This is a genomic window from Halobacillus shinanisalinarum (assembly GCF_022919835.1).
In the GTDB taxonomy this organism is placed as follows: domain Bacteria; phylum Bacillota; class Bacilli; order Bacillales; family Halobacillaceae; genus Halobacillus_A; species Halobacillus_A shinanisalinarum.
Genome location: NZ_CP095074.1, coordinates 260593 through 282944, shown reverse-complemented (window position 1 = coordinate 282944; position 22352 = coordinate 260593). Strand labels below are relative to the sequence as shown.

At 41.0% G+C, this 22352-nt stretch carries 25 protein-coding genes; all 25 read left to right on the top strand.

The genetic code is table 11. The features are described 5' to 3' along the window. Positions 1-15 precede the first annotated feature (15 nt). Positions 16-1077 carry a M24 family metallopeptidase gene (locus tag MUO14_RS01525; protein ID WP_244753325.1) on the top strand — a complete coding sequence of 354 codons (1062 nt, stop codon included), beginning with the start codon at positions 16-18 and terminating at the stop codon, positions 1075-1077. Between the two features lie 30 nt (positions 1078-1107). Further along, positions 1108-1665 carry an elongation factor P gene (gene efp / locus MUO14_RS01520; RefSeq protein WP_244753324.1) on the top strand — a complete coding sequence of 186 codons (558 nt, stop codon included), beginning with the start codon at positions 1108-1110 and terminating at the stop codon, positions 1663-1665. A 166-nt stretch (positions 1666-1831) separates the two neighbouring features. After that, on the top strand, positions 1832-2791 hold the full coding sequence (gene spoIIIAA / locus MUO14_RS01515; RefSeq protein ID WP_244753323.1) for a stage III sporulation protein AA: 960 nt from the start codon (positions 1832-1834) through the stop codon (positions 2789-2791). Then, positions 2754-3263, top strand: coding sequence for a stage III sporulation protein SpoIIIAB (gene spoIIIAB / locus MUO14_RS01510; protein ID WP_244753322.1), 510 nt, complete (start codon positions 2754-2756; stop codon positions 3261-3263). Before spoIIIAA ends, spoIIIAB begins: the two co-directional genes overlap by 38 nt. A gap of 18 nt (positions 3264-3281) precedes the next feature. Next, entirely contained in the window at positions 3282-3488 is a 207-nt protein-coding gene (gene spoIIIAC / locus MUO14_RS01505) for a stage III sporulation protein AC (RefSeq protein ID WP_244753321.1), read from the top strand. Positions 3489-3493: 5 nt separating this feature from the next. Then, entirely contained in the window at positions 3494-3892 is a 399-nt protein-coding gene (spoIIIAD, locus tag MUO14_RS01500; RefSeq protein ID WP_244753320.1) for a stage III sporulation protein AD, read from the top strand. A 17-nt stretch (positions 3893-3909) separates the two neighbouring features. Next, positions 3910-5073 (top strand): stage III sporulation protein AE, encoded by a 1164-nt coding sequence (gene spoIIIAE, locus MUO14_RS01495; protein WP_244753319.1) that lies wholly within the window; start codon positions 3910-3912, stop codon positions 5071-5073. Positions 5074-5085: 12 nt separating this feature from the next. Further along, on the top strand, positions 5086-5688 hold the full coding sequence (gene spoIIIAF, locus MUO14_RS01490) for a stage III sporulation protein AF (RefSeq protein WP_244753318.1): 603 nt from the start codon (positions 5086-5088) through the stop codon (positions 5686-5688). Beyond that, positions 5681-6292, top strand: coding sequence for a stage III sporulation protein AG (spoIIIAG, locus tag MUO14_RS01485; protein ID WP_244753317.1), 612 nt, complete (start codon positions 5681-5683; stop codon positions 6290-6292). The genes spoIIIAF and spoIIIAG overlap by 8 nt, the downstream gene beginning before the upstream one ends. A 12-nt stretch (positions 6293-6304) precedes the next feature. Next, positions 6305-6847, top strand: a complete 543-nt coding sequence (locus tag MUO14_RS01480; RefSeq protein WP_244753316.1) for a SpoIIIAH-like family protein — start codon at positions 6305-6307, stop codon at positions 6845-6847. Positions 6848-7182: 335 nt separating this feature from the next. Then, positions 7183-7677, top strand: coding sequence for an acetyl-CoA carboxylase biotin carboxyl carrier protein (gene accB, locus MUO14_RS01475; protein WP_244753315.1), 495 nt, complete (start codon positions 7183-7185; stop codon positions 7675-7677). A gap of 15 nt (positions 7678-7692) precedes the next feature. Next, complete coding sequence (gene accC / locus MUO14_RS01470) at positions 7693-9066, top strand: acetyl-CoA carboxylase biotin carboxylase subunit (RefSeq protein ID WP_244753314.1); 1374 nt, start codon at positions 7693-7695, stop codon at positions 9064-9066. Next, entirely contained in the window at positions 9066-9467 is a 402-nt protein-coding gene (locus tag MUO14_RS01465) for an Asp23/Gls24 family envelope stress response protein (protein ID WP_244753313.1), read from the top strand. The genes accC and MUO14_RS01465 overlap by 1 nt, the downstream gene beginning before the upstream one ends. Positions 9468-9800: 333 nt before the next feature. After that, positions 9801-10178: a transcription antitermination factor NusB gene (gene nusB / locus MUO14_RS01460; protein ID WP_244753312.1), complete on the top strand. Its 378-nt coding sequence runs from the start codon at positions 9801-9803 to the stop codon at positions 10176-10178. Positions 10179-10202: 24 nt separating this feature from the next. Next, positions 10203-11054, top strand: coding sequence for a bifunctional methylenetetrahydrofolate dehydrogenase/methenyltetrahydrofolate cyclohydrolase FolD (folD, locus tag MUO14_RS01455; protein ID WP_244753311.1), 852 nt, complete (start codon positions 10203-10205; stop codon positions 11052-11054). Positions 11055-11066: 12 nt separating this feature from the next. Further along, the gene (gene xseA / locus MUO14_RS01450) at positions 11067-12413 is read left to right on the top strand and encodes an exodeoxyribonuclease VII large subunit (RefSeq protein WP_244753310.1); all 1347 of its coding nucleotides are present in this window, start codon (positions 11067-11069) and stop codon (positions 12411-12413) included. Continuing rightward, the gene (locus tag MUO14_RS01445) at positions 12410-12646 is read left to right on the top strand and encodes an exodeoxyribonuclease VII small subunit (protein ID WP_244753309.1); all 237 of its coding nucleotides are present in this window, start codon (positions 12410-12412) and stop codon (positions 12644-12646) included. The genes xseA and MUO14_RS01445 overlap by 4 nt, the downstream gene beginning before the upstream one ends. Continuing rightward, the gene (locus MUO14_RS01440; protein ID WP_244753308.1) at positions 12647-13528 is read left to right on the top strand and encodes a polyprenyl synthetase family protein; all 882 of its coding nucleotides are present in this window, start codon (positions 12647-12649) and stop codon (positions 13526-13528) included. Positions 13529-14229: 701 nt separating this feature from the next. Beyond that, positions 14230-14829 carry a CNNM metal transporter family protein gene (locus tag MUO14_RS01435; protein ID WP_244753307.1) on the top strand — a complete coding sequence of 200 codons (600 nt, stop codon included), beginning with the start codon at positions 14230-14232 and terminating at the stop codon, positions 14827-14829. Positions 14830-14840: 11 nt separating this feature from the next. Next, positions 14841-16730, top strand: coding sequence for a 1-deoxy-D-xylulose-5-phosphate synthase (gene dxs, locus MUO14_RS01430; protein WP_244753306.1), 1890 nt, complete (start codon positions 14841-14843; stop codon positions 16728-16730). Position 16731: 1 nt separating this feature from the next. Continuing rightward, a complete protein-coding gene (locus MUO14_RS01425; protein WP_244755440.1) occupies positions 16732-17556 on the top strand; it encodes a TlyA family RNA methyltransferase in 825 nt (274 codons plus the stop codon). A 62-nt stretch (positions 17557-17618) separates the two neighbouring features. Continuing rightward, on the top strand, positions 17619-18068 hold the full coding sequence (ahrC, locus tag MUO14_RS01420) for a transcriptional regulator AhrC/ArgR (protein ID WP_244753305.1): 450 nt from the start codon (positions 17619-17621) through the stop codon (positions 18066-18068). Between the two features lie 18 nt (positions 18069-18086). Further along, positions 18087-19811, top strand: coding sequence for a DNA repair protein RecN (gene recN / locus MUO14_RS01415; RefSeq protein WP_244753304.1), 1725 nt, complete (start codon positions 18087-18089; stop codon positions 19809-19811). Positions 19812-20053: 242 nt separating this feature from the next. Beyond that, positions 20054-21322 carry a SpoIVB peptidase gene (gene spoIVB / locus MUO14_RS01410; RefSeq protein ID WP_255822149.1) on the top strand — a complete coding sequence of 423 codons (1269 nt, stop codon included), beginning with the start codon at positions 20054-20056 and terminating at the stop codon, positions 21320-21322. Positions 21323-21557: 235 nt separating this feature from the next. Beyond that, the gene (spo0A, locus tag MUO14_RS01405; RefSeq protein WP_244753303.1) at positions 21558-22331 is read left to right on the top strand and encodes a sporulation transcription factor Spo0A; all 774 of its coding nucleotides are present in this window, start codon (positions 21558-21560) and stop codon (positions 22329-22331) included. Positions 22332-22352 lie beyond the last annotated feature (21 nt).

The following is a 22352-nucleotide window of genomic DNA, read 5'->3' as shown; positions in this document are numbered from 1 at the left end:
GAGGGGGAAATGAGTATGATTAAGTTAGATAATTTGCGCCAAGCCATCATGGATAAGGAGTTGGATGGTTTACTTATTATGAGCAGCAAAAACCGCCGTTATGTAACGAACTTCACCGGTTCATCAGGTGCTGTATTAATTACAGCAAGGGATGCTGTGTTCATTACTGATTTCAGATATACTGAACAGGCAGCAGAGCAAGCGAAAGGCTTTACTATGGTGGAGCATAAGGGACCGATGCACGAAGAAGTTGCGTCACAAGTTAAAAGGTTAGGCTTAACAAATCTAGGGTTTGAGCAAGACCATGTTACATACACACAATATGATATTTACCGTCAGCAGCTAGACGTAGAACTTATACCAACTTCTGGGTTAGTTGAAAAGTTACGCTTGATTAAGACAGATGAGGAGCTTACTGTCTTGAAGGATGCTGTAAAGATTGCTGATGATGCATTCGAACATATTCTAAGCTATATTAAGCCTGGAGTGAAGGAAATTGATGTGTCTAATGAGCTAGAATTTTTCATGAGGAAACAAGGTGCCACCTCTTCAAGCTTTGATATTATTGTTGCATCAGGTTATCGCTCCGCCCTTCCGCATGGGGTAGCTTCACAAAAAGAAATCCAATCAGGCGAACTTGTGACACTAGATTTCGGAGCCCTGTATAAAGGTTATTGCTCTGATATTACACGTACCATTGCTGTAGGTGAAATTAGTGATGAGTTAAAGGAAATTTATGATACGGTATTACAAGCTCAAATTAGAGGTATGGAAGGAATTAAATCCGGCATCACCGGAAGAGAAGCAGATGCGCTTACCCGTGATTATATTAATGAAAAAGGGTATGGTGAATACTTCGGGCATTCTACCGGTCATGGTATTGGCTTAGATGTACACGAGGGCCCAGGGTTATCGTCTAGAACAGATCAGACGCTTGAGGCAGGTATGGTTGTGACGGTAGAACCAGGGATCTATGTACCTAACGTAGGCGGTTGCAGGATTGAGGATGATACCGTTGTTACTGAGACGGGTAATGAACCTCTAAGCCAGTCACGAAAAGAATTAATTAGATTATAGAAGGCTAAACAATTATAGAGGAGGAATAGAATGATTTCTGTAAACGACTTTCGGACAGGACTAACTATTGAAGTAGACGGTAATATTTGGCAAGTGATGGATTTCCAGCATGTTAAGCCGGGAAAAGGGGCAGCATTTGTTCGCTCCAAACTTCGCAATCTTAGGAACGGCAACATCCAGGAAAAAACCTTCAGAGGTGGAGAAAAGGTAGAACGGGCACATATTGAGAACCGTAAAATGCAATATTTATATGCATCTGGTGATATGCACGCCTTTATGGATTCTGAAACCTTTGATCAGGTAGAGTTGCCAACTGCACAAATTTCTGACCAACTCAACTATTTAAAAGAGAACATGGAAGTGCAGATCCAATCCTATCAAGCAGAAACGATCGGTGTGGAACTGCCAAATAATGTCGAGCTTAAAGTGACAGAAACGGAGCCGGGTATTAAAGGAGATACGGCGAGCGGTGGAACAAAGCCTGCCACTTTAGAGACAGGCCTCATTGTACAAGTTCCGTTCTTCATTAATGAAGGTGAAGTGCTGCTCATTAATACAAGTGACGGAAAATATGTATCACGGGCATAAGCAGTACTAGAATGCATGAGCTATCCTCTTACAGGGTAGCTCTTTTTTTGTTCGTTAATAGAGGTGGTTTTGCTAGATTTAGGTGTGTTTTTCATGAGAGAACTGTCATAACTCATGTACTTGTACATAGATATAAAGTAAATCAATAAAAGGAGTTTTTGGTTGAATGAAAGAGATTATTCGGTTGTTTCCAGAACATTATCAACCTCTCCTATTAAATGATGTTGATTGGACTAGTGTACAGGAAATTCGATTGCGGGTTCATCAACGACTGGAGGTGCTAGATTCAACAGACGTTCATACATTAACAAATGTACAGCTGTCGCAGGTCGATTTAACTCATGTATTAAATCAGATTAGTCAATTTTCTCTATATCGATTACAGGATGAAATAAGAGAGGGATTTATAACTATTGAAGGTGGACATCGAGTTGGATTAGCAGGAAAGGCAAACACCATCAACCATGATATTGACACATTAAAGCATATTTCGTTTATGAATATTCGTATAGCACGTCCTTCTGTGAGTAGAGCGGAACAGTTCTTGCCACATCTGCTCATGCGTGGGGAGTGGATGAATACATTAATTATCGGCCCTCCTCATTCAGGGAAGACAACATTGCTCCGTGAGCTTTCTAAATCCATTGGCTCAGGAACAACATTAAAACGGGCATCAAAGGTCGCTTTAATTGATGAACGTTCAGAGCTTGCAGCCTGCCATCAAGGTATTCCACAGCTGGATGTAGGGGAACGAACAGATGTGATGGATGCTTGTCCTAAGGCTGAAGGAGTGATGATGATGATCCGCTCCATGTCTCCCGATCTTATTTTAGTAGATGAATTAGGTGGAGAAAAGGATGCTGAGGCAGTTAGGGAGGCAACATTCACAGGAGTGAAAGTCATTTGTAGCATTCATGGGAGCAGTTTTGAGACAGTCATGAAGCGGAAAGCTGCAAATGGGTTAATTGCGGATCAGATATTTGATCGCTATATCGTGCTTGATCGATTAACCCCTCATAGGCCAAGCTCTATCCGTATCCTTAACTCACAAGGAGCACAAATTACTTCCTTTGAAGGGGGAGTCGATAATGGGTTGGATCGGCGCCTTAATCGTACTAACGGTTAGTACATGGGTTGGATTTGATGTAGCTGGCAAATTTAAAAAACGCCCTGGTCAAATTAGGCAATGGAAGAGCGCTTTACAAATGATTGAAGCAGAAATGGTTTATGGACAGTCTTCTCTTTGGGAAGTATGCGAGCGAATCTCAAACCAGCTTCCCACTCCCATTTGTGAGTTTTTTTCCAACCTACTATCTGAGAAGGAAACGTGTAGTAATTTTGCAGAACTATGGGAAACGAGGCTTCAAGAGCATGGTCATGGGAATGCCTTAACGAAAACGGATTTAGATATAGTCGCTCAGTTTGGAAGCACTTTAGGACAGCACGATCTCGTTCAGCAGCAGAAGCAAATAAAGTTAACTCTTCATCATCTCGATCTGCAACTTAACGATGCAATCGAATCATCAGGGAAACACCAGAAGGTAGCTCGAGGGATGGGGGTCTTGAGTGGACTGTTAGTCATTATATTACTCATTTGATAAGGAGGAAGGGACATTGTGCTTCAAGATGCATCCATCCTGTTTCAGATTGCTGGAGTCGGTATTATCGTAGCTATGATCCACAGTATTTTAAAACAAATGGGCAAAGAAGAAATTGCCCAAGTTGTTACATTAACAGGATTTATCATTGTTCTGTTTATCGTTATTCACCGACTAGCGGAATTGTTTCAACAAATTAAATCAGTCTTTTTATATCAGGGGTAGAGAACATGGGGATAGTACAAATCGTTTCTCTAGGATTGGTGGCAACACTATTAATCGTTTTATTGAAGGAACAAAAGACATCTATCGCATTTTTACTCCTATTGATTACCGTGATCATTATCTTTACAACTGTTCTCGATCAGATCAGATACATTTTTTCCTTGCTCCAGTACATGGCGGACCAAGCCCAAGTAGAGTCCGTTTACTTTAAAACCATACTGAAAATAATCGGAATTGCTTATATAACTGAATTCGGGGCTCAACTGATAAGGGATGCTGGTTTGAATGCCTTAGCTTCTAAAGTTGAACTGGTTGGTAAGTTATTCATTCTGATGCTAGCTATCCCGATTATTACAGCCGTCATTAGAACGATATTGGAATTTATTCCTGGAGCAACAGGATGAGAATTGAGAGGTACAAAATGAAACGTTTATTCTTCATAAGCTGCGTGCTGATGGGGGCGATCTGTTTTCCTGTTGTGGTCTCTGCTTCCGCACCACAAGATGCTGTACCTTCCTTAATGGAGCATGTTTCTACAGAGGAGCTTGAAGAGAGTTTGCAACAGCTCAATCAACAATACGGCGACTATTTACCGGATATCTCGATAGATGATTTTCGAAGCTTGGTGGAAGAAAAAGGAGCTAGTAACCCAAAAGGATGGGTGGCTGGCATTCTGTCTTTTCTTTTTCATGAATTGTTGGTGAATGGAAAGCTGTTAGCATCTCTGCTGTTTCTGACTTTATTTAGTACGCTGCTTCAAGCTATGCAGTCTTCGTTTGAAAATACAGTTGTCAGCCGGATTGCCTATATGGTGATTTATCTCGTACTGATTGCACTTGCATTGGAAAGTTTTGGACTAGTTATTGATTACACGATCGGAGCGATTAATCAAATGAGTAGTTTCATGATTGGACTACTTCCTTTGCTCCTTGGCATTATGGCATCATTCAGCCACCTTATGTCTTTCTCTTTTTTTCACCCCATCATTGTCGTTCTTGTGCAATCGAGTGGGTTGTTAGTTAAATTCTTACTGGTCCCGCTTTTTTCCTCTTCAGCCTTACTCTTAATTGTCGGTACTTTAAATGATACCTATAAGGTGGATCAATTGGCTGAATTATTAAGGAAAACAGGAATGGCGATCATGGGTGCGTATTTAACGATATTCCTTGGGGTTATATCTGTACAAGGTACAGTAACAGCCGTTCAGGATGGTGTAACGATGAAGACAGCCCGGTTTGTCACAGGAAATTTCGTACCTGTGGTCGGACGCTTGTTCACGGATGCTACAGACACCATCCTTGGTGCTTCTCTAGTGTTGAAAAACACTTTAGGTCTTGCTGGGGTTATTATTCTTCTCGGCATTGCAGTATTCCCGGCACTGAAAGTTTTTGCGATTGCCTTGATTTATAAATTGGCGGCCGCTCTACTACAGCCTTTAGGTGATGGACCTGTTATAACAGCGATGGCCATCGTTAGTCGTCATATCATGTACATTTTCGCAGCGTTACTTATGGTTTCAATGATGTTTTTTCTTGTCATTGTCATTATGGTCGCTGCCAGCAATATAACCATGATGGTTCGATAAGGGTGATAAATGATGTCAGCATTTACGCAATGGATTACACAAATTGTATTATTTTTGCTGCTAGCAATGGTGGCAGATGCCCTATTACCTTCAGGATCAATGAAAAAATATGCAAGGTTAGTGATGTCCATTCTGTTGCTCTTAGTCTTGCTCGGGCCGTTGTTAAGAGTTCTCCAAGTCGACCCGAACACTTTATTACAATCAGCAGAAAATCAACTCGGAAACCGTGTGAATTCGGAACAATTAACAGAGAAAATTGAATCAAAGAAAAATGAAATAATGCGTGGACAAGATGCATATACATTACAACAAGTTACAGAAACCATTACGAACAAAGTGGAGGAGCCTCTTCAAGAACAATTCGATCTATCCCTTGAGAATGTGGATATGGAGTTTTCCGGGACACCGCATCAGTTGGATTCATTGGACAAGCTTGTTCTCTCTGTTGCTTCTAAACCCGGAGAAGGGGCAGTAGACGAGATAACCATTTCAGTTGCTGAAGAGGAAAAGGTATCGACCCGAAAGCTTACAGGGGAGGTTCAAGAAATGGCAGCCGATTTGTTAGCACTGAAAAAAGATCAAATTGAAATCCGCTGGGAGGAAGACTATGAGTAAATGGTGGGATAAGCTCTTCAAGCCCTTTTCTTCAAAAGACGGTCCAAAAATAAATAAGCCGAAATATTTTATTATCGTTGGTTTAATAGGTGTACTATTCCTTGTAATGAGTAACTTCTTTCAAACACCAAGCAATGAGGCTCCTCCGCAACAAGAGACAGTCCAAGAGCCAACGAATAAAAAACAAGATACCTCTGAGGTTTCCATTGGTCAACTGGAGGTTGAATATGAAAAACAACTCGCCCCCCTTCTTGAGAATATAAGTGGAGTCAGTGAAGTAGAGCTCATGATTAATTTAGCTGCCACTAAAGAAAAAGTATATGACAAAAATTTAATTATATCTAAACAGACAACACAGGAGACGGATACGAATGGAGGAGAGAGAGAAATTGAGGATTATTCTAAGGAACAGCAGCTAGTTCTTGTACGTCAAGGTGATCGAGAGGTTCCGCTTCTAATTAAAACGGAGAAACCTGAGGTAAGAGGAGTTTTTGTAACAGCGAAAGGCGTAGACCAGATGAAAGTGAAGGGATGGGTGGTTGAAGCCGTTTCAAGAGTGTTGGATGTACCTAGTCATAGAGTTTCCGTTTTGCCTAAATCATAGGGAGGGATTATTTTGGTTAAAAAACAAACAGTTTGGTTGTTAACGATGTTAAGCTTGCTAATTGTTCTAAGTGTGTATTACATGACGTCTCCTGACAATGGAGAGATGGCTTTTATACAAGATACTGAATTAGAACAAGCAACAAGTGAAGGGGAAATGACAGGTGAAAATGCTGATGATACAGTGATTTCGCAGATGTCAACTGACGAACTTTTTGCAGCTATTCGCCTAGAAATGCAAAATGAACGAGATAAATTGGAAGAACAGCTATCCGCCGTGATGGCGTCTACAACGGCGACGGGTGAAGAAAAGGCTGAGGCAACAGAAAAGTTAGATTCATTACAAGATAGAAGGTCGAAAGAATCGATACTTGAAAAGACGATTAGTGCAAGCGTACCTTATGAAGATGTACTGGTAAGAGCTGAAGAAAATACAGTTCACGTTACAGTAAAAGCAAACGAATTATCAAAATCCCAGACACGTGAGATCATGCAGATGGTTTCAGATGAATTTGGAGACATCCCTGTAGACGTCAAATTCCAACCAACGAAATAAGAAAAGCGCAAGCGTCCTGATAGATACGACAAGCATAGGCAGAGCGCTGCAGGGAAGTGATCTTTCTTCCCTGAAGTGAACGGCCTATGTCTCGAGTGTCTGGGCGCTGCAGCTAGACAATAAGAAAAGCGCAAGCGTCCTGATAGGCAAGGTAGATTGAGTGAAAAATTATATCATTTAAAGTAACAGCCCCTGACCATTGTAGTCAGGGGCTGTTACTGTTAGAAGGTGTAACGTTTTAACCTAGTTGCAGGTATTGGACATGTAGCGTAAAATGTTAAGGGGAATTATAGTACCAGATAAAAAGTAGACTACATAAAAGGAGTGCCAATATTATGTTAAAGGTGCAAGAAATACGTGAGCTTATTAAGCTAATTGATGAATCCCATATTGATGAATTCAGCTACGAGACGAATGGAACGAAAGTATGTATGAAGAAGAACGGTGGTCAAGTTATTACGGAAATGCCAATTGAAACTAAGCCAGCAGCTCCTCAAAAAACACAGCCCATTCAGGAGGAGCCGAAGCAGCAGGAAGAAGTTGTTGAAAAGAAAGAGCAGGAGACAGCAACTGAGCAAAGTTCTAATTATGATCAAGAGATCACGTCCCCGATGGTCGGGACCTTCTACCAATCACCCTCCCCTGACCAGGGTGCATTTGTACAAGTGGGCGACCAGGTGAAACAAGATTCAGTCGTCTGCATTGTAGAGGCGATGAAATTATTCAATGAAATTGAAGCGGAAGTTTCAGGAGAAGTTGTAGAAATCCTTGTAAAAGACGGCGAGCTTGTAGAATATGGCCAGCCGATGTTCCGCGTGAAAACTGTATAAATCGGGGGTTAAATCATGGTAAAAAAAGTGTTGATTGCGAACCGAGGGGAAATAGCCGTTCGTATTGTTCGTGCATGTAAAGAAATGGGTATCGAAACTGTAGCAGTGTATTCAGAAGCCGATAAAGAAGCGTTGCATGTGCAAATCGCTGATGAGGCGTACTGTGTTGGTCCGACCTTAAGCAAAGATAGCTACTTAAATTATACAAACATACTGAGTTTAGCTACACTAACCGAATCAGATGCCATCCACCCTGGCTATGGTTTTTTAGCTGAGAATGCTGAATTTGCCGAAATGTGTGAAGAGTGCAATATTACGTTTGTTGGTCCTTCCTCTTATGCTATTCAAAAAATGGGGACGAAAGATGTAGCAAGAGAAACGATGAGAGCAGCAGGGGTCCCGGTAGTTCCAGGATCAGAAGGAATTATTGCTGATGTTGAGGAAGGGAAGCAGGTAGCCAATGAAATTGGCTATCCTGTGATTATTAAAGCAACAGCTGGCGGTGGCGGGAAAGGGATCCGTGTCGCACGTACAGAAGAAGATCTTGTAAAAGGCATCAATGTGACTCAACAAGAAGCAGAAACTGCTTTTGGTAACCCTGGCGTATACATCGAAAAATTTATAGAAGATTTCAGACATGTAGAAATCCAAGTGTTAGCTGACAATCATGGTAATGCCGTACATCTAGGTGAGCGTGATTGTACAATTCAACGACGGTTACAAAAGCTTATTGAGGAAACTCCATCGCCTGCCGTCACACCAAATATTCGGGAAAAAATGGGTGATGCAGCTGTTAAAGCTGCTTTGGCCGTTGAGTACTCGGGTGCGGGGACGGTTGAATTCATTTTTGATAAGACGGAGAACTCGTTCTACTTCATGGAGATGAACACACGTATTCAAGTTGAGCATCCTGTTACTGAGATGGTGACAGGAATCGATTTAATAAAAGAGCAGTTGAAAGTGGCTGACAATGAATCCCTGTCCTTTACACAGGAAGAGATCACTTTTGAAGGCTGGGCAATGGAATGCAGAATTAACGCAGAAGACCCTCACAAAAACTTCATGCCATCTGCAGGAAGGATTGATATGTACTTAGCTCCTGGTGGATTAGGTGTGCGGGTGGATTCTGCGGCTTATCCAGGATATATGATCCCGCCATATTATGATTCCATGGTGGCAAAACTGATCACCTACGGTCGTGATCGAGACGAAGCGATTCAGAAAATGAGAAGAGCGTTGGATGAATTCGTGATTGAGGGGGTTCAAACAACCATTCCATTCCACAGTCGTATGATGGAACATGAAGTATTTGTCGGAGGAGACTTTAACACCAAGTTTCTAGAAAACTATACTATAATGGAAGACGACAAAAAGGGGAGTGGCCAGTAGTGAGCGAGAAACAACTGCTAAACGTTACAGAAGGATCCACGCTTGGTAATGTAGAGATTGCTCCAGAAGTCATTGAAGTTATAGCTGGTATCGCTGTTTCAGAAGTTGCAGGTGTAGCTTCCATGCGAGGCAATTTTGCTTCAGGTGTGGTCGAGCGGCTTGGTAAAAAGAACCACGGTAAGGGTGTGAAAGTAGAGCTCACAGAAGATGGGATATTAATTGAAGCTTTTGTTGTAATGGATTATGGGATTTCCATTCCTGATACAGCCAAGAAGATTCAAGACAACACGAGGCAGGCATTAAAAAATATGACGGCACTCGAAATTAAGGAAATTAATGTCCATATTGTTGGAGTTCAAATGGAAGGTAAAGAAGAAGAACTTGAAGTAGAAGAAGTTTAATACAGAGGCCAGTGAGGGGGTTGTCTACCCCGGCTGGTCTTTCTTTTGTTAGGCGGAAATATAAGCGGTTTTGACGTTTAGCGTAGGCTTCATTAATCATTTCAAGTTTCATACCTAGGCTGAACCCCATTGGTTCGCTTGCTTATGACTGTCATGTCTCCCAGGTCACCTCTGCTTTTCTTCGTTGTCTAGCTGCAAGGGGGAGACCTTCACAACGTAAGCAATTCGCTTATGCGTTTCAGGTCTGAATACCTTTCCCGCTTTTCTTGTTATAGCTTTTCACATAGTAAAATGTTATTATTCTAACGGATATGACATTAAAGGAGAATTTATATGAAACGACGTATGGCTAGGGAAAAAGCTTTTCAGGCTCTTTTTCAAATAGATTCAAGTGAAATAAATGCAGATGAAGCGATTGAACATGTGGTAGACGAGCACATTCACGATGCTTTTTTAAATCAACTAGTCCACGGGGTTGTGACACACAAAACAGACATTGATCAGTGGATAGGAAATCATCTTGAGAATTGGTCATTTTCTCGACTGGCCCGTGTTGAAAAAACATTGCTTCGTATCGCGGCCTATGAAATGAGATACAGTCAAGATGTTCCACAACAAGTAGCCATCAATGAAGCGATTGAGTTGGCAAAAGTTTTTGGAGAGGAGCAGTCTGGTAAGTTTATTAATGGTGTTTTATCGAAAATGGTTTAGTCAATTATAGAGGAGGGCAATTACATGTCAGCTGAAATCATCTACGGAAAGCAGTTAGCAGAAGAACTTCGTCAGGAGATGAAAGAAGAGGTTACAGAATTATCTAAGCAAGGTGTTCATCCCAAGTTGGTTGTCGTAATTCTTGGTGAGGACCCGGCTTCCATGTCTTATGTAAAAGGAAAGCAGCGGGCTTCAGAAAAGATAGGTATGGACTCTGAACTGATGGAGCTCTCTGAAGAAACTCCTGAGTTAGAGTTATTAAAGATCATCAACCAATTAAATAATGATGAAACGGTACATGGAATTCTTGTGCAATTGCCATTACCTAAGCAAATTGACGAGCAAAAAGTGATTGAAGCGATAGCGCCTAGTAAAGATGTGGATGGCTTTCACCCTAGTAATGTAGGACGAATGATGACAGGACAGGAAACATTCTATCCTTGCACCCCCTATGGAATATTAGTCATGCTGAAACGTGCAAATATTGATATAGAAGGCAAACATGTAGTTATAATTGGAAGAAGTAATCTAGTCGGGAAGCCGGTCGGGCAACTACTCTTAAATGAACATGCAACCGTAACACACTGTCATTCTCGAACGAAAAATTTGCGTGAGCATACAAAACAGGCAGATATTCTTATTGTAGCAGCTGGAAAAGCTGATTTAATTACCGGTGAAGATATATCTGAAGGTGCTGTGGTCATTGATGTTGGTGTGAACCGTGTGGATGGTAAGCTGACAGGGGATGTGGATTTTGAGTCTGCTAAAGAGAAATCCTCACATATAACGCCCGTTCCTAAAGGGGTAGGTCCGATGACAATCACCATGTTGCTTCATAACACTATTAAAGCAGCAAAGTGGATTCACCAAAAGTAAGGGGACATTTTTGTGAACGGTCGATATTTAACGGTTTCAGCCTTAACTAAATATATCAAACGAAAACTTTCGCACGATCCTCACCTAAAGGAAGTATGGCTAAGAGGGGAAATTTCTAATTTCAAGCTCCATAGTCGTGGTCACATGTATTTATCGATCAAGGATGAAAAGTCTCGTATTCAAGCAGTTATGTTTGCAGGAAATAACCGCAAACTGAAATTTGCTCCAGAGAATGGTATGAATGTGTTAATACGTGGTGAAATCAATGTATATGAGCCAATGGGGAATTATCAGTTGTACATTCAGGACATGCAGCCAGATGGGATTGGGGCGCTATACCTGGCCTTCGAGCAACTGAAGGAAAAACTTCAAAGGGAAGGGCTGTTTGACGATTCATCTAAAAAAGAACTGCCGAGTTATCCAGAACACATAGGCGTAATAACTTCACAAACCGGCGCTGCAGTTCGGGATATATTGACGACTATTAAGCGGCGATATCCAATTGTAAAAGTATCCATTATTCCTGTGCTCGTTCAGGGAAATTCAGCTGCCGCCTCCGTAGATAAAGCGATTCGATATGCTAATGAGCAGTTGGATTGTGATGTGTTAATTGTAGGTCGTGGTGGTGGATCAATAGAGGATTTGTGGTCTTTTAACGAAGAACTTGTGGCACGTGCCATTCATTCGTCCCTTATTCCGATAATTTCCGCGGTCGGGCATGAAACCGATACAACGATAAGTGATTTTGTTGCAGATGTAAGGGCTGCAACACCCACGGGTGCGGCCGAAGTTGCTGTTCCATCATTGAAGGAACTTTCAGAACAGCTTAAATTGACGACACAGCGACTTACACGTGCTGTAACAGTAAAGCGGGCCGAGGCAAATGAACGACTTACACGCTTAAGAAAATCCTATGCATTTAAGTATCCTGAGCAGCTAATGAAGCAAAAAGAGCAAGATCTTGACCGGGTTCTTGAGCAGCTCTCTAAAAGCATACACGATCTCCAAAAGCAAAAAAATGATTGGTTAACACACATTAACAAACGTCTCAATCAGCAGCATACTGCTTCAGATGTTCAAGTGAGCCGAAAGCAATTGAGTAAACTAACGAAACAGCTGACAGGTAACTTTAATATGCAATTCCGGATTAAAAAGGATCAATTTCATACTGTATTGGACAAGCTTACACTAGTAAATCCTTTAGACATTATGAAAAGAGGCTATGCTATTCCTTATACACAAGGAGGAAATGTGCTGAAAAGTGTTAATCAAACGAAAACCGGTGGTCTATTGACAGTAAAAGTGCAGGATGGTCAGCTTTACTGTACTGTCAATGAAATTGAGGAGGATGAATCATGACGAATCAAGAGAGTGAACTTACTTTTGAACAAGCAATGGAACAATTGGAAGAGCTTGTAGAGAAGCTGGAAGCAGGAGATGTTCCTTTAGAAAAAGCGATTCAGTATTATCAGGATGGGATGAAGCTGTCTAAACTCTGTAATGAAAAGCTTGGCCGTGTTGAAGAACAAATGCAGCAAGTGTTGAATGAACACGGTGAATTTGTTCCGTACGAAGTTCAGGAGGATGAGTAAGTGGACTCTTTCAAGAAGTATTTAACTGATTATCAGCAAATCATAAATGAGATGCTGTTTTCCTACGTGAGGGACTATACATATCCTGGAAGACTCCAAGAAGCTATGCTGTATTCTATCGAAGCGGGTGGGAAACGAATACGGCCGGTACTTCTTCTTTCCACTATGGAAGCACTTGGAGCTCAACATACTCGTGGTTATTCTGTAGCTTGTGCTTTGGAAATGATTCATACCTATTCACTCATCCATGATGACCTCCCAGCGATGGATGATGACGATATTAGACGTGGACAAGCTACGAACCATCAGGCTTTTGACGAAGCAACAGCCATTCTCGCTGGTGATGCGCTCCTTACCTTGAGTTTTCAAGTAATTACTGAGGATGTAAATCTTACTAGTGAAGAAAAAGTTTATTTAGTTCGTGAGCTGTCGAAAGCTAGTGGCGGTACCGGGATGGTAGCAGGGCAAATGGAGGATATGTTAAGTGAGAACAAACAGATCTCAATTGATGTACTAAAATCCATCCATGTTAATAAAACAGGGAGATTGCTGTCTTTCGCGATTACAGCTGGTGCCTATTTGAGTCATCCATCTGATCAGTCACTTGGGGAGCTAACAAAAATAGCAAATGTTCTTGGGCTCATCTTTCAAATACAGGACGATATCTTAGACGTTGCTGGGGATGCTGGTGCTATTGGAAAACCAGTCGGTAGTGATGAAGTCAATTCGAAAAGCACCTATCCTAAAATATTAGGCATGGAAGGAGCAATTAAAGAAAAAGAACAGTATGTAGACATTGCTTTACAGTCACTTGATAAGGCAGGTGTGAATGCTACATCATTGTCCAGATTAATTGGTTACCTCAGCTCACGTGACCGCTGAGTGAGGGAAATTTATTGAGCAAATAAGTCGAATATGGTATATTTAAATTATTAAAGGGATGGTGCAGTATTCTAGTCGGTCCTCCGTTCCTGAAGGCGGGCCTAAAAATCCGCCAAAGGGCACATCGATGAAGTTCCTTGTGCTGGCTTGAGGCGCCCAGCTTTGGGTCGGTGCTGGGAGTTAAGGTCGCAGGGCGATCCACAAAGGCATGTGGGCGTTGACCCTGCTTCCGCGGAGGCCTATCTTTGTAAGAGGATTCTAGCCGGAGATTCTTATGAAATGGGGTATGAACCTGCTTTATATGGATTAATACCTGTATAAGCAGCGTAGCCTGCCTTGAGTGGTTGCTGAGGGGATTACAGTCATTAAAAATGTCCATTATCTTCGGATGGCCACTGAAGATTGGATGTTTGCACTGGATGAAATCAGAACTGCAAAAGAGGCTAAGGAGCGGTTAAAGGCTGTCGGGGAAATCCCCTAGGCTGTTCTAGCAATGGACATGAGAAGGGAATTATAGTACGGACTCAGTGGTAATCTAGTCCAGTCATCGGAGACGAGGCTGAATCGGATTTAATGGGGAACCGCCAGAGTGGTGACACTCGGTATCTGATTGGGAAAACCTACTAGACCTAAGCCGTAATTTTTACCTTTTTCATGACCATTCCTTTCTACATACTATATTTAAAATATTGAGGTTTAAAATGGATAATAAATTTAAAAAATCACTAAAATTCAGCTTAAGTATTGCCGTTATCACATTTGTGTTAGCGGCTATTTTTTCAGTTATCTCTTCTTCAGCATTAAGCGGCGTTGTATGGATAGCTGGGATTTTTATTGTACTAGTTATTGTATTTATAGGGGTGGTTTTTGATATGCTAGGGATAGCTGCAACGGCTGCACAAGAAACACCCTTTCATTCAATGGCTTCTGAGAAAATACGAGGGGCTAAAGAAGCGATTATTATCGTTAGAAATGCTGACCGCTTTGCGAGTTTTTGTAATGACGTTATAGGGGATATATCTGGTATAGTCAGTGGGACGGCCTCAACTGTAGTAGTGCTCCAAATTGTTAATGTTCTCGGGTATAACGATGGATCAACCTTTCAGCTTGTTCTTTCCGTTGTTGTAACCAGCATAGTTGCTGCTATTACAGTTGGTGGAAAGGCGCTTGGGAAGTATTTTGCCATCCATTCATCTACCAGGGTCATATTTGCTGCTGCGCGGTTTATCGCTTTGGTGGAGGATAAAACTAAAATCAACATTCTTCCTGGTGCGTCGAATCAAGCTAGAAAATCACGTTAGGGGGTCCTTTAATGGATCTGTATAAAATTAAAGAGCCTTCAGTTCTGAAGGAAATGTCAATTGGTCAATTAGAAGCACTATCACTAGATGTTCGCAAATTTCTTATTGAGAATTTGTCGGCTACAGGCGGTCATTTGGGTGCTAACTTAGGTGTAGTAGAGCTTACTTTAGCACTGCACAAAGTATTTGAAAGCCCGAAAGACCGTTTATTGTTTGACGTCGGACATCAGTCTTATATTCATAAAATATTGACAGGGCGGGCCGGTCAATTTGATACATTAAGACAATATAAAGGTCTTTGTGGCTTTCCTAAAAGAAATGAAAGTAAACATGATGTTTGGGAAACGGGGCACAGTTCTACATCATTATCAGCTGCCATGGGGATGGCAATTGCCCGAGATTTAAATAATGAATCACATTCCATTGTACCAATCATAGGAGATGGCGCCCTAACCGGCGGGATGTCCTTAGAAGCTCTCAACCATATTGGGGATGAGAAAAAGGATGTAACCGTTATCTTAAATGATAATGAAATGTCAATTGCAAGAAATGTGGGTGCTTTACATGGGGCACTAGCACGGATGAGAAGCGCAGGTAAATATAATCGGGCAAAGGATGATCTTGAGTGGTTGTTAAAGAGAATTCCTGCTGTAGGCGGAAAGCTTGCCCAAGCCGCTGAAAGATTAAAGGATAGCATGAAATATTTTGTTGTTCCTGGGATGTTCTTTGAAGAGTTAGGATTTACGTATTACGGTCCAGTAGACGGTCATGACTATCATGACCTATTCGAAAATTTAACCTATGCTAAAAAAACTAGTGGTCCGGTTATCGTTCATGTTATTACTCAAAAAGGCAAAGGGTATCACCCAGCGGAAAATGATAATAAAGATAAGTGGCACGGAGTAGGGCCTTATAAAATTGAATCAGGAGAAAAAATTAAACCTACTGATGCACCACCAGCATGGAGTGAAGTAATCAGTGAAACATTAAGAAAAGAAGCAAGAGGTGATAAGAGGATTGTAGCTGTCACTCCTGCCATGGTACTTGGTTCTAAGCTTGAGAAGTTTGGGGAAGAGTTTCCGGATCGATTATTTGATGTCGGAATCGCAGAACAGCATGCCACGACCTTATCAGCAGGTTTAGCTACACAGGGGATGAAACCATTCTTAGCGATTTATTCTACATTTTTACAACGTGGATATGATCAGCTGATTCATGATGTGGCCAGACAAAATCTTAATGTTACGTTCGGAATTGACCGTGCAGGTTTAGTTGGCGCCGATGGGGAAACCCACCAAGGTGTATTTGATGTGGCTTTCCTTCGCTCAGTTCCTAATATGGCTGTTATGATGCCAAAGGATGAAAATGAAGGGCAACACCTTGTTCATACAGCAGTGTCTTATGATGATGGCCCGATTGCCATTCGTTATCCACGGGGGAACGGACTTGGCGTCAAGATGGATGACTCCTTAAAGACGGTCCCAATCGGCAGCTGGGAGGTCCTGAAGGAAGGCACAGATGCGGTTATTCTTACATTTGGTACAACCATTCCAATGGCTTTGGCTGCTAGTGAACAGCTTAGTAAAGAAGGGATCTCCGTTCGGGTTGTCAACGCCCGCTTTATTAAACCGATGGATGAAGCCATGCTCCATGATATGATGACGGCTAAGCTGCCTATTTTAACAATCGAAGAGGCTGTCCTTAAGGGTGGCTTTGGTTCCGGTGTGCTTGAATTTAAAGAAGAGCATAACTATCTTTCTTGGATAAACCGCCTTGGTGTTCCTGATCGGTTTATTGAACATGGCAGTGTACCGAAGTTGTGGGAAGAAATTGGATTAACTGAAGACAATGTGAAAAAACAGGTTAAAGCGATCATTCCAAATAAAAAGCTGAGGGCCTGACATTATGAGCAAAAAAGTACGTTTAGATTTATTGTTAGTCGAGCGAGGACTTATAGAGACGAGAGAAAAAGCGAAGCGGACCATTATGGCAGGACTCGTTTATGAACAAAATGTACGTCTGGACAAACCTGGACAAAAAGTGGATGAAGACATTGACATAACAGTGAAAGGAAAAGCAATTCCTTATGTCAGCAGAGGCGGTTTAAAACTTGAAAAAGCCCTCCGGACCTTTAGCTTAGATTTAAAGGATAAGACGATGATTGATGTTGGATCGTCTACAGGAGGTTTCACTGACTGTGGTCTGCAAAATGGTATAGGTCTAAGTTATGCCATTGACGTCGGTTATAATCAGCTTGACTGGCGGCTTAGAAACCATTCTCAGGTGGTCGTTATGGAGCGGACAAATTTTCGCTATGTTACACTGGATGACCTTACAGACGGGAAACCACATTTCGCATCCATTGATGTTTCTTTTATTTCATTGAGGATAATTCTTCCGGTTTTAGCTACATTACTAGCTGCAAAAAGTGACGTCGTTGCCTTGATTAAACCACAATTTGAAGCTGGCCGGGAACAGGTGGGGAAAAAGGGGATTGTAAAGGATCCTACTATCCATAAACAAGTGATCGAACAAATCCTTACTTTCTCTACAGATGTTGGTTTTATTGTTAGGAATTTAACTTATTCTCCAATCACAGGGGGAGATGGAAATATTGAATTTCTGGTCCACCTATATTGGTCTGGCGAAAAAGAAGGAAAAAGAGAATCTGATGTCGAAGTAAATACAATCGTGCATCAAGCACATGAAGCACATCGTAAAGGGTAATACTTGGTTAACATTTAAGGGCTAACTTCTAGCCCTTTTGTTATGGGAGGTAGTTTTTCTATATGAATAAAGGCCAACGACATATTAAAATTCGGGAACTGATCACTAATGATGACATTGAAACTCAGGATGAATTGGTGGACCGTTTAAAAGCGATGGACTATAACGTAACACAGGCAACAATCTCTCGTGATATTAAAGAGCTGCATCTTGTAAAAGTACCGATGCTAGATGGGCGTTATAAGTACAGTTTACCTGCTGATCAGCGTTTTAATCCGTTTGAAAAACTGAAGCGCCTAATGATGGATGCTTTCGTTAGTATCGATCAGGCTGGACATTTTATTATATTAAAAACACTGCCAGGCAATGCCAATGCTGTGGGAGCTCTTATTGATAACCTGGACTGGGAAGCAATCATGGGTACGATATGTGGCGACGATACTTGTTTAATTATATGCAGGAGCAAGGAGCAAACCGAGAGCATCAGTGAAGAATTGTTAAATATGCTATAAACTGAGGTGACTCGTTTTATGTTGACGGAATTATCCATAAAAGATTTTGCCATTATTGATCAAGTTTCCATTACTTTTAAAGAAGGACTCACGGTTCTAACTGGTGAGACAGGAGCAGGAAAATCCATCATTATCGATGCCATTCAACTGCTATCCGGCGGGCGCGGCTCTATAGAGTTTGTCCGGCACGGTGCAGCTAAAGCAGAAATTGAGGGGTTATTTACCGTGCAAACGGGGCATCCTGTTTATCAAAAGGGTGAGCAGTTTGGTGTGAAGATTGGTGAAGATGGAATGGTTGTGCTGCAACGGACAATAACCCATCAAGGGAAAAGTATTTGCCGGGTTAATGGAAAACTTGTGACCCTAGGCATCCTAAAAGAGTTCGGCTATACCTTAATTGATATCCACAGCCAACATGAAACACAATCGTTAATGGATCCCGACTACCATATTGAATTACTCGATATGTTTGCTAAAGATCAGCTTCGCACTTCCTTAGATGAATACAAACAATTGTATTCAAAATACCAAACGGTAAAAAAACGCTATAGGGAGCTTAGTGAGAATGAACAGGAAATGGCTCAACGTTTAGACTTACTTGAATTTCAGCTTAGGGAACTTCAGGAAGCTGAATTGCGTCCGTATGAGGATGAGGAGCTTGAGGAAGAACGTAAAAAGCTTATGAATTATGAGAAAGTGTATCAAGGAATTCACGATGCTTATTATGCTTTATATGGAGAACAAAAAGGCTTAGATTGGTTAAGTCTTGCAATGAATTCATTAGAAAGTACCTCAGATTATGATAACCATTTGACTAAGCTCTCTGAAGATATGTCAAACAGCTATTATGTTATTGAAGAATTGACTTTTCAATTAAGCAGCCAGATGTCTGAGCTTGAATTTGACCCCGAGCGTTTAAATGAGATAGAATCACGCTTAAACGAACTTAATCGATTAAAAAAGAAATATGGTCACACAGTAGAAAACATGATGGAATATGCCTCAGAAATAGAAGAAGAAATCGATGAAATTAAACATAAAGATTCCCATCTTCACAAATTAGAACAGCAAATAAAGGAACTTGGTGAGGATGCTGTCTTAGAAGCTAAGAATATCCATGATATACGAATCGAAACATCAAAACAGTTATCCGAACTTGTTCATTCGGAGTTAACAGACCTTTACTTAGAAAAAGCCTCATTTCAAGCGGATATCTCAATAAAGGAAGGAAGTCAGGGTCCCGAATTTGAAGGAAAACAAGTACGGCTGCTCCCTAATGGGTTCAACACCATTACCTTTCTAATTACAACGAATCCAGGTGAGCCTCTAAAGGAAATACACAAAGTAGCTTCTGGAGGCGAGATGTCGCGCATTATGCTAGCGCTAAAACGTATTTTTTCACGACATCAAGGTGTCACAAGTGTCATCTTTGATGAGGTGGACACGGGCGTAAGTGGAAGAGTAGCACAGGCAATTGCAGAAAAGATCCATGGTATTTCAGTCGGTTCGCAAGTGCTTTGCATTTCACATTTACCACAGGTTGCAGCAATGGCGGATACACATGTAAGAATTGAGAAGAATATCAATAATCAGCGTACCTCAACAGTTGTTACTGAACTATCTGAAGAGGATAAAGCAGATGAGCTATCTCGAATGATAACTGGTGCAGAATTAACTAATACAACACTTGAACATGCAAGAGAGTTGCTGAAGTTGGCATCGAAACATAAACAAAAGGCTTAAGTGTATGGGGAATCTTATCCCATGCACTTTTTTTCTTAATTAACAATTTGTTACAAATTACGACTATATATCTTCGGCGTACGTCTATACGGTACTATTCATTTTTTTTCTTGGTGAATGTTTCTTTCAGAGGCAATGCATCCTATAATTTCTGTGATTATGCTCGTTTAAAAAGAGCACTTGAAGACCACATTATAAGTAAGCCAATTCATTGGCACAGGAGTGAGAAGGAGTGGTCAGCATTGTTTCGTCAATTTAAAATAAAATATATATGTGGCTCCGTTCTCCTGTTGTTGATGCTCGCTTTACCTTTATTTAGCCCATTTCAAGAATATATATCCATCCCGACAGAACTTCGTATTAGTACTTCCCAATCATCACCTGAGACTTCTCAAGTGTGGAGTCAATCGGATGAAACAAGAACAGCCTTTTCGTCAGAGAACGTGGATCCAACAACGAGTGATGTATATCATGAATTTGCCGGAATTCCTTTAAAGAAAACGGATGTTAGAGAAATGAAAGACATCCATTTAATTCCTGGCGGTCACTCGGTTGGAGTACAACTTCAAACTAAGGGAGTTCTAGTAGTCGGACATCATCTTGTTAATGAAAATAAGGAAGAGTCAACGTCACCGGGAGAGCAATCAGATATTCAAGTTGGAGATATTCTCTTAAAGGGGAATGGAAAAGAATTAAACAGCATGGAAGAGCTTTCTGACATTGTAAAAAGCTCCGGAGATCAAAACGAATCGGTGAAATTTAAAGTTAAAAGAGGAGAAGAAACGTTTGAAGCTTCTTTAACCCCTTCCTTAAATAAACAGGATGGCCAATATCAAATTGGACTTTATGTTCGCGATTCAGCCGCTGGGATAGGGACGATGAGTTTTTATCATCCTGAATCAGGTAAATATGGTGCGCTAGGTCATGTTATTGCTGATATGGATACAAGACAGCCGATCGAGATTAATGAAGGCACAATAGTTGAATCAAATGTAACCTCAATTGAAAAGGGAAATCAGGGAGTACCTGGGGAGAAAAAAGCAGAGTTCTCTCTAAGAGACGATCGGATAGGTACGATCACGAAGAACAGTTCATTTGGAATATTTGGTAAGTTGGATGAGGATATGGAGAACGAGAAGTACTCTAATGGGTTACCTGTTGGATATTCCGAGGAAGTCAAAGAGGGACCTGCAAAAATTTTAACGGTTCTTGAAGGTGAGAAACTCCAAGAATTTGATGTGGAAATTGTCAGTAACATGCCTAAGGACGAACCAGTAACTAAAGGAATGGTTGTGAAAGTTACCGATCCAGAGCTTTTGGAGAAAACGGGAGGAATTGTTCAAGGAATGAGTGGAAGCCCGATTATACAGGATGGAAAGATTATCGGTGCTGTTACTCATGTATTTGTTAATGATCCCACCTCAGGATATGGTGTTCACATTGAATGGATGCTGAAAGAAGCAGGCATCGATATTTATAAAAAAGAAGAAAAATTAAATAAAGCTGGATAATTAAAGAGAGTGTCTCATGAGAGAGGCACTCTTTTTATAATCGACAAAATTCGACAAAACGAAGGTTGTTCGTGTAAGTATTTATCGAATTTTAGTGAAAATAAGAGCAATTAGAAGCATTTTAAAGATAATGTTAAATAACTCGAATTTATTTGTTATAATAAAGAGGGTTATTTTTCCTGATGTCGAAATAGTTTAGTGGAAACTTAGGAATTTCTTGTGAGGAGGAAGTATAATGGAAAAAATTCGAGTTTGTTTGGCAGATGATAATCGTGAATTAGTAAATCTTCTTGAGGAGAATTTTTCAGAAACTCAAGATATTGAAGTGATTGGTGCAGCATATAATGGGAAAGATTGTTTGGACATGCTAGCTAGCAAAAAGCCTGATGTACTTATATTAGACATTATTATGCCGCATATTGACGGTCTTGCTGTCCTTCAAAAGGTAAAAGAGTTCGAAAAACCGCCAGAGGTCATCATGCTTACAGCGTTTGGACAAGAAGAAGTTACAAAAAAAGCAGTTGAATTAGGCGCGGCGTACTTTATGATGAAACCATTCGATTTAGAGCACTTAAGTGAACAGGTAAGACAGATTAGACACGCTGGTGATCCGATTAATCGTGCTGTTGGAAGTAGCTATACGAAACCGAAAAAGCCAGATCTTGATACGAGCATTACCCACATTATCCATGAAGTGGGAGTACCGGCACATATAAAAGGATACTTGTATTTACGAGAAGCAATCACAATGGTTTACAATGATCTTGAACTTCTAGGCTCCATTACAAAAGTACTTTATCCAGACATTGCAACAAAATATAATACGACAGCTTCTCGTGTTGAGCGTGCAATCAGGCATGCGATCGAAGTAGCCTGGAATCGCGGCAATATTGATGCTATCTCGTCATTATTTGGTTATACAATTTCTTCCACGAAAGCTAAACCGACTAATAGTGAATTTATCGCGATGGTCGCTGATCGCCTGCGACTCGAGCATAAAGCCAGCTAGTCATTTAAAATCCCTCTCTTC

Excerpts from the sequence above, each read along its gene's own strand:
- accB (WP_244753315.1), top strand. The coding sequence starts at position 7,183 with ATGTTAAAGGTGCAAGAAATACGTGAGCTTATTAAGCTAATTGATGAA.
- spo0A (WP_244753303.1), top strand. The coding sequence starts at position 21,558 with ATGGAAAAAATTCGAGTTTGTTTGGCAGATGATAATCGTGAATTAGTA.
- spoIIIAE (WP_244753319.1), top strand. The coding sequence starts at position 3,910 with ATGAAACGTTTATTCTTCATAAGCTGCGTGCTGATGGGGGCGATCTGT.
- accC (WP_244753314.1), top strand. The coding sequence starts at position 7,693 with ATGGTAAAAAAAGTGTTGATTGCGAACCGAGGGGAAATAGCCGTTCGT.
- MUO14_RS01445 (WP_244753309.1), top strand. The coding sequence starts at position 12,410 with ATGACGAATCAAGAGAGTGAACTTACTTTTGAACAAGCAATGGAACAA.
- folD (WP_244753311.1), top strand. The coding sequence starts at position 10,203 with ATGTCAGCTGAAATCATCTACGGAAAGCAGTTAGCAGAAGAACTTCGT.
- MUO14_RS01525 (WP_244753325.1), top strand. The coding sequence starts at position 16 with ATGATTAAGTTAGATAATTTGCGCCAAGCCATCATGGATAAGGAGTTG.
- spoIIIAG (WP_244753317.1), top strand. The coding sequence starts at position 5,681 with ATGAGTAAATGGTGGGATAAGCTCTTCAAGCCCTTTTCTTCAAAAGAC.
- efp (WP_244753324.1), top strand. The coding sequence starts at position 1,108 with ATGATTTCTGTAAACGACTTTCGGACAGGACTAACTATTGAAGTAGAC.
- dxs (WP_244753306.1), top strand. The coding sequence starts at position 14,841 with ATGGATCTGTATAAAATTAAAGAGCCTTCAGTTCTGAAGGAAATGTCA.
- MUO14_RS01435 (WP_244753307.1), top strand. The coding sequence starts at position 14,230 with ATGGATAATAAATTTAAAAAATCACTAAAATTCAGCTTAAGTATTGCC.
- spoIIIAF (WP_244753318.1), top strand. The coding sequence starts at position 5,086 with ATGTCAGCATTTACGCAATGGATTACACAAATTGTATTATTTTTGCTG.
- recN (WP_244753304.1), top strand. The coding sequence starts at position 18,087 with ATGTTGACGGAATTATCCATAAAAGATTTTGCCATTATTGATCAAGTT.
- spoIIIAD (WP_244753320.1), top strand. The coding sequence starts at position 3,494 with ATGGGGATAGTACAAATCGTTTCTCTAGGATTGGTGGCAACACTATTA.
- nusB (WP_244753312.1), top strand. The coding sequence starts at position 9,801 with ATGAAACGACGTATGGCTAGGGAAAAAGCTTTTCAGGCTCTTTTTCAA.
- spoIIIAB (WP_244753322.1), top strand. The coding sequence starts at position 2,754 with ATGGGTTGGATCGGCGCCTTAATCGTACTAACGGTTAGTACATGGGTT.
- spoIIIAA (WP_244753323.1), top strand. The coding sequence starts at position 1,832 with ATGAAAGAGATTATTCGGTTGTTTCCAGAACATTATCAACCTCTCCTA.
- ahrC (WP_244753305.1), top strand. The coding sequence starts at position 17,619 with ATGAATAAAGGCCAACGACATATTAAAATTCGGGAACTGATCACTAAT.